Source organism: Stenotrophomonas maltophilia group sp. Smal32 (genome assembly GCF_030237085.1).
In the GTDB taxonomy this organism is placed as follows: domain Bacteria; phylum Pseudomonadota; class Gammaproteobacteria; order Xanthomonadales; family Xanthomonadaceae; genus Stenotrophomonas; species Stenotrophomonas maltophilia_Q.
This window is the reverse complement of record NZ_JASJSI010000180.1, coordinates 1-5,080: the sequence shown is the minus strand read 5'-3', so window position 1 is coordinate 5,080 and position 5,080 is coordinate 1. Positions and strand designations below refer to the sequence as shown.

Annotated in this window: 6 protein-coding genes; 4 read left to right on the top strand and 2 right to left on the bottom strand. The window is 67.6% G+C overall.

What is annotated here, in order from left to right:
- The first annotated feature begins 356 nt into the window (after positions 1-356).
- Genes QRO91_RS21890 through QRO91_RS21880 form a run of 3 tightly spaced genes read left to right on the top strand, consistent with a single transcriptional unit; the run spans position 357 to position 1,893 of the window.
- Complete coding sequence (locus QRO91_RS21890; RefSeq protein WP_049428441.1) at positions 357-986, top strand: superoxide dismutase; 630 nt, start codon at positions 357-359, stop codon at positions 984-986.
- Positions 983-1,558 carry a flavin reductase family protein gene (locus QRO91_RS21885; RefSeq protein WP_049428439.1) on the top strand — a complete coding sequence of 192 codons (576 nt, stop codon included), beginning with the start codon at positions 983-985 and terminating at the stop codon, positions 1,556-1,558. Before QRO91_RS21890 ends, QRO91_RS21885 begins: the two co-directional genes overlap by 4 nt.
- Positions 1,558-1,893, top strand: coding sequence for a lipopolysaccharide assembly protein LapB (locus QRO91_RS21880; protein ID WP_049428438.1), 336 nt, complete (start codon positions 1,558-1,560; stop codon positions 1,891-1,893). The genes QRO91_RS21885 and QRO91_RS21880 overlap by 1 nt, the downstream gene beginning before the upstream one ends.
- Before the next feature lie 5 nt (positions 1,894-1,898).
- Here QRO91_RS21880 and QRO91_RS21875 read toward each other — a convergent pair whose 3' ends face one another.
- Both QRO91_RS21875 and QRO91_RS21870 read right to left on the bottom strand, forming a co-directional pair.
- Positions 1,899-3,047 (bottom strand): acyl-CoA desaturase, encoded by a 1,149-nt coding sequence (locus QRO91_RS21875; protein ID WP_049428436.1) that lies wholly within the window; start codon positions 3,045-3,047, stop codon positions 1,899-1,901.
- Between the two features lie 11 nt (positions 3,048-3,058).
- Positions 3,059-4,129 (bottom strand): ferredoxin reductase, encoded by a 1,071-nt coding sequence (locus QRO91_RS21870; RefSeq protein ID WP_049428434.1) that lies wholly within the window; start codon positions 4,127-4,129, stop codon positions 3,059-3,061.
- Between the two features lie 92 nt (positions 4,130-4,221).
- Here QRO91_RS21870 and fabR point away from each other — a divergent pair, with 92 nt between their 5' ends.
- A complete protein-coding gene (gene fabR / locus QRO91_RS21865) occupies positions 4,222-4,878 on the top strand; it encodes an HTH-type transcriptional repressor FabR (protein WP_049428432.1) in 657 nt (218 codons plus the stop codon).
- The last annotated feature ends 202 nt before the right edge of the window (positions 4,879-5,080 follow it).

Sequence of the window (5,080 nt, the reverse complement as noted above, 5' to 3'; positions counted from 1 at the left end):
GGCGGGGCCCCCAAACCCCACCGGGCTGTTTTGCCCCCCCCGGGCCGCCAAATACAATTCGGCTTTTGCTCATGCTGTTGCGTTTGACTCCTACTCGGCGCGGGCCCAGGGAGATATCCAGGGTGGGGGGGTGTGGGTAGCGGGGACGGTTGCGGCCATGGATGGCGCCATCGAGCCCCCTTGTTTGGGTTCACGGGGTGTCCCGGCTACGCACATCCGCCCGCGCCCTCGCTGAACAGTCAAAGCGCCGGGAGCGCACGCCTTCCATCCATGACCCTTGACCTCAACCAATGTTGAGGTGCGATAACGATCTCCCCACGGCCAGCCCCCTGGCCTTCCCCACGGAGATTGCTTCGATGTCGTACTCGCTTCCCCCGCTCCCCTACGCCTACGACGCCCTCGAGCCGCACTTCGATGCGCGCACGATGGAGATCCACCACAGCAAGCACCACCAGACCTATGTCAACAACCTCAATGCCGCCATCGAACAGGCCGGCCTCGCCGATCAGCCGGTCGAGGCACTGATCGCCCAGCTCGATACCGTGCCCGAAGCGCAGCGCGGCGCGATCCGCAACAACGGCGGCGGCCACGCCAACCACAGCCTGTTCTGGACCGTGCTCAGCGCCAGCGGTGGCGCACCCGACGATGAACTGGCAGCGGCCATCGACCGCGACCTCGGCGGTTTCGATGCCTTCAAGGACGCCTTCACCAAGGCCGCGCAGACCCGTTTCGGCAGCGGCTGGGCCTGGCTGACCAGCGATCGCGATGGCCGCCTGCAGGTGGAAAGCAGCGCCAACCAGGACAGCCCATTGATGGGTGCAGCCGTTGGCCTGTCCGGCAACACCCCGATCCTCGCACTGGATGTCTGGGAACACGCCTACTACCTGCACTACCAGAACCGCCGCCCCGACTACATCGGTGCGTTCTTCAACATCATCAACTGGGCCGAGGTCGGCCGGCGCTACCGCCAGGCCCGGGCCTCATGAGCGGCGAGACACTGCCGTACGCCGGGCCGTGGGCGGGGGTCTTCCCCGCCCCGGCGCCGGTGCCGTCGGTCGAGATGCCGCCGCGTGCACTGCGGCGGCTGCTCGGTCACTTCCCCACCGGGGTGGCCATCGTCTGCGCGCGCGATGCACAGGGCAAGCCGGTCGGCCTGACCATCAATTCGTTCGTGCCGGTGTCATTGCAGCCGCCACTGGTGCTGTGGAACCTGGCGTTGCACGCACAGAGCCTGTCCACCTTCCAGCGCGCCACCCGCTTTGCAATCAACGTGCTGGCAGCCGACCAGGAAGCGCTGGCCCGGCGCTTCGCCGATCCGCAGGTCCGCAACCGCTTCGACGGCCTGGCATTGCTGGATGATGACGAGGACGCCGCACCACGCATCGCCGGTGCGGTCGCCCATCTCACCTGTACCCGCCACGCGATGTGGCCGGTGGGCGATCACCTGCTGCTGGCCGGACGCATCATCGAGGCGCACGAGAACGGCGGCGCGCCGCTGCTGTTCCATCGCGGCCGCTTCCAGCCAGGCCCCACCGAACTGCTGGTCGAGGTGCGCTGATGAACATCGAAGCCCTGGAATGCATGCTTGCCAACGGCAAGGACGGCGCGCTGCTGCGCTTCGGCCTGGGCAAGGGCTGGCTGGATGCCGGCAACCCGGTCCGCGCGGCCACCCACCTGGGCCGCTGCGTGGTGCTTGATCCGCAGTACTCGGCCGCCTGGAAACTGCTCGGCAAAGCCTGGCTTGCCGGTGGCCAACCGCAGGCGGCGCGCGAGGCGTGGCAACGCGGGCTGAGCGTGGCCGGCAGCAAGGGTGACCAGCAGGCACGCAAGGAAATGCAGGTGTTCCTGCGCCGCCTGGACCGCGAACAGGCGGCCCTGGCGAAGGCGGGCTGAGTCGATCAGCCCGCGTTGGCCGACGCCGGTGCGGACATGATGTCCGACATCGGCAGGCGGCGCGGCTTGCTCGGGAACGCGTGGCGCAGGATGCGCCAGACCACCTGGCCGAACTGGCGCGGCAACGAGCCGTTGTTGTAATGCTGGCCGTAACGGTGGCAGATGTCCTTCACTTCCTTGGCAATGGCCGCATAGCGGTTGGCCGGCAGGTCCGGGTAGAAGTGGTGCTCGATCTGGTGGCTGAGGTTGCCCGACAGCACGTTGATCAGGAAGCCGCCGCTGATGTTGGACGAACCACGCAACTGGCGCAGGTACCAGTGGCCACGCGATTCATTGCGCAGGCACTCCTTCGGGAACGTTTCCGATTCGGCGGTGAAGTGGCCGCAGAAGATGATCACGTAGGTCCAGATGTTGCGCAGGCCGTTGGCCACCATGTTGCCCAGCATCACGGTGAGGAAGAACGGGCCGGCAAGCAGCGGGAAGAACACGTAGTCCTTCAGCACCTGGCGGGCCATTTTCCGTGCCACCGGGCGGGTCTGCAGCCACATTGCACGCGCACTCATGCGCCCCTTCAGCCAACGGCCCAGGCGCAGGTCCTGCGCGGCCACGCCCCACTGGAACAGCAGCGCGAAGATCGGCGCGATGATCGGCTGCAGCAGGTAGAACGGCTTCCAGCGCTGTTCCGGGAAGATGCGCAGCAGGCCGTAGCCGATGTCATCGTCCATGCCGCGCACGTTGGTGTAGGTGTGGTGGCGGAAATTGTGGGTCTTGCGCCAGTTGTCGGCGGTGGCAACGATGTCCCACTCGTAGGTGTTGCCATTGAGCTTGGGGTCGCCGGTCCAGTCGAACTGGCCGTGCATCACGTTGTGGCCCAGCTCCATGTTTTCCAGGATCTTGGACAACGCCAGCAGCAGCGTGCCGGTGATCGCGGCCGGCCACAGCAGCGGCATCCAGAACAGCGGCGAGAACGCCGCCAGGAACAGCAGGCCACGGCCACCCACGCCGAACCAGCGCACGGCGGCGGCCACGCGGCGGATGTAACGGGTATCGGAGGCGCCAAGGCTGCCGATCACACGGTCGCGGATCGCGTCGAGCTCCTCGCCGAAGGCATGCATCTCGGCAGTACTCAAGGCACGGTCGGTAGCGCGGGTCATGGCAGGCGTCCTCAGAGATCCAGGGTCAGGTCGGTGGTCGGTGCGCTCACGCATATCCGCACCGGCTGTGCCGAGTCGGACTGCAGGTCGCCGGTGCGCAGGTGGCGGGTAGCGCCACTGACGCGATCACAGGTGCAGGTGTTGCAGATGCCCATGCGGCAACCGTGCCTGGGCTTGATGCCATGCGCTTCCAGGCTTTCCAGCAGCGAGCGGCCACGCGGCACGCTCAACTGGCGGCCACTGCGCGCAAGCGTCAGCGACACCTCGCCTTCGCTGCTGGCATCGCCCAGCGGCGCCGGCGGGGTGAAGGCTTCGGCCTGGAAGCCGGCGACCTGCTGCGCCAGCCGCGAACGTGCAGCGGCGACGAACCCATCCGGGCCGCAGGCCAGCACGTGGCGCTGCGCCAGCGGCGTGTCATCGCCCGCGACCTGCAGATCGTGGGTATCGATGCGCGCGGCCGGCACCTCGCCGTCGCGGGTGGTCAGCAGATGCACGCGCAGGTTCGGCTGCGCCGCGGCCAGCGCCTGCAGTTCATCACGGAACTGCAGATGGGCCGCGGTGCGCTCCCAGTAGAACACGTCCACCGGCGCCGCCAGCGGGCGCTGGCAGGCCTCACGCAGCAGGCTGCGCATCGGCGTGATGCCACTGCCGGCGGCCAGCAGCAGCACTGGGGCGGCGGCCGGCATATGGAACTCGCCGAAGGCGGCATCGAGGCGGAACAGTTCGCCCGGCCGCGCATGGTGGACCAGATGCTGGCTGACCCGGCCGCCGTCTACCGCCTTGACGGTGATGGCCAGCTCGCGCGGCCCCAACGCGGTGGGGCTGTAGCTGCGCTGCCACAGGCGTCCTTCCATCTCGACGCCCAGGGTGACGTGCTGGCCGGCGCGCATGCCGGCCCAGTGCCGGTTGGTGCGCAGGACCAGGGTCGCCGCGCCCTCGCCGGCCGGCTCGCGCCGGACCAGGCGGGCCATCGGCTCGCGCAGTGTCCACAGGGGATTGAGCTGGCCCGCCCAGAAATCGAACAGCGACGGCGAGACCCAGCGGTACGGAGAGAACAGGGACGGACGGACGACAGCGCTCATGGGCGCACTATACGGGCGCACATACACCTGTGTATACATGTGTATATTGAACCGGATTGGGTATGATTCAGCCTCGCCCCACCGGAACCCCCATGGCCGCCGCCACCGCCTTGTCGACGCCCGAAGATGCCAACAGCCCGGCCCGCCGTACGGTGAGCCGCGAGGATCTGCTTGCCGCCGCCCTGAAACTGATCGGGCCGCACCGCAGCCTGTCCACGCTCAGCCTGCGCGAAGTGGCACGTGAGGCCGGCATCGCGCCCAACAGCTTCTACCGGCAGTTCCGCGACATGGACGAACTGGCCGTGGCGCTGATCGATGCGGCCGGCCGCTCGCTGCGCACCATCATCGGCGAGGCCCGCCAGCGCGCCACCTCCACCGCCACCAGCGTGGTGCGCGTTTCCGTGGAGACCTTCATGGAGCAGCTGCGCGCCGACGACAAGCTGCTGCACGTGCTGCTGCGCGAAGGCGCGGTCGGCTCGGACGACTTCAAGCACGCCGTCGAACGCGAGCTGCACTATTTCGAAGAAGAACTGCAGCACGACCTGGTGCGCCTGGCCGCGCTGGATGGCGCGGTGCTGCACGCCCCGGAACTGGTGGCCAAAGCCATCACCCGGCTGGTGTTCGCGATGGGCGCCACCGCCATGGACCTGCCGCCGGAGAAGGATCCGGAACTGGTCGAACAGATCTCCACGATGATCCGCATGATCATCGTCGGCGCCCGAAGCCCCGCCGCCTTCCGCCGCGGCTGATCGAGGCCGGCGCCCGGGGTCGGATCCCTTTCCGCAGGAACGGGCTCTGACCCCCACCCTCTGCAGCGCCCCAGAACGACATGACCACCGGCAGGGTTGTCGCTGCTTTGTGTAATGTTATAACACCCCCATGATCTGACTCGACCGCCGCCCCACACGGAATGGCTACGGCTTCGTTATATAGCCATTGCTATGTTGATAA